At 50.7% G+C, this 1,256-nt stretch carries 1 protein-coding gene; it reads left to right on the top strand.

Annotation, left to right across the window (positions count from 1 at the left end):
• Positions 1–95: 95 nt before the first annotated feature.
• Entirely contained in the window at positions 96–1,232 is a 1,137-nt protein-coding gene (locus tag J9889_RS13445) for an ISAs1 family transposase (protein WP_016947065.1), read from the top strand.
• Positions 1,233–1,256 lie beyond the last annotated feature (24 nt).

The raw sequence follows: 1,256 nt of genomic DNA, 5'->3' as shown, positions 1-1,256 counted from the left end.
CAGGGCGAGATCGTGAACGTTTTGAAGCAATGTTAAGAGGATTTGACCGACCGATCTGGGTGTGATCTTATACTCTCTTTTACGGGAGTTTCGCGATGAACCACCATGCTGCATTTACTCAATTCTTCTCTGAACTCAAAGACCCTCGCCAGGTAGCTAAAATCGAGTACCCCTTCTTTGATGTGGTTTTTTTGACTGTCTGTGCCGCCATCGGTGGCGCCCAAGGTTGGGAAGATATTGAGCTATTCGGCGAGGCGCATCTGGAATGGTTTCAGCGTAATGGCTTGTTTCCTAACGGATTACCTGTTCACGACACCATAGCCAGGATCATCTCCCGTATTCAGCCGGAGCAATTTCAAAACGCCTTTGTCCGCTGGATGCAGGCAACGTCAGAGCGTACCGATGGTGAGCTGATCGCCATTGACGGCAAGACCTTACGCAGCTCTTACGACCGCGACAGTCGCCAATCTACCATTCATATGGTCAGTGCCTTTGCCGCTCAGAATCGTCTGGTGCTCGGTCAAGTCAAAACGGATGCCAAGTCCAACGAAATTACCGCCATTCCGGAATTACTCGCAATACTCGATGTGAAAGGCTGCTTGGTCTCCATCGATGCAATGGGTTGTCAGACCGCTATTGCCTCAACCATAGTCAAAGGCGGCGGTGACTACCTGCTGGCAGTAAAAGGTAATCAACCCTCGTTGCATAGCGCCGTGCGAGCGGCGCTGGTCGAGTCAATGAACAAGCCTTTGACGGAAGAAACCGTCAGTATCGAGAAGCAACATGGTCGTATAGATGGGCGCGAGTACCATGTATTGCCAGCCGGTGCACTGGCAGAGCAATTTCCCGAGTGGAAAAACCTTAAAAGCGTTGGCGTGGCGATATCCTATCGCATTGAAAAGATGAAGAAAATATCAATGGAGTATCGCTACTACATCAGTTCAGCAGAACTGACACCGGAGCAGTTTTCCTCAGCTGTCCGGGGGCACTGGGCGATTGAAAATAGCCTGCACTGGGTTCTGGATGTCGTGATGAATGAGGATGCTTGTCAGATATATCGCGGTGATGCTCCCCAGATATTGGCTTGCACACGACACATGGCACAGAACATGCTGCGGGCCGAAACCAGCCGTAAGGCAAGCTTGCGGAAGAAGCAGCAATTTGCGGGCATGAGCAGCCCCTATCTGGAAAAGGTACTGGATGCTGGGTTGGCTAAATTGACCTCAATTTAACAATTTGTTCACGCTCTCACCCTG

The organism is Aeromonas sp. PrichA-15 (genome assembly GCF_017939245.1).
Classification (GTDB): Bacteria; Pseudomonadota; Gammaproteobacteria; order Enterobacterales; family Aeromonadaceae; genus Aeromonas; species Aeromonas caviae.
Note: the sequence above shows the minus strand (reverse complement) of the source record. Positions and strands in the feature narration are given on the sequence as shown.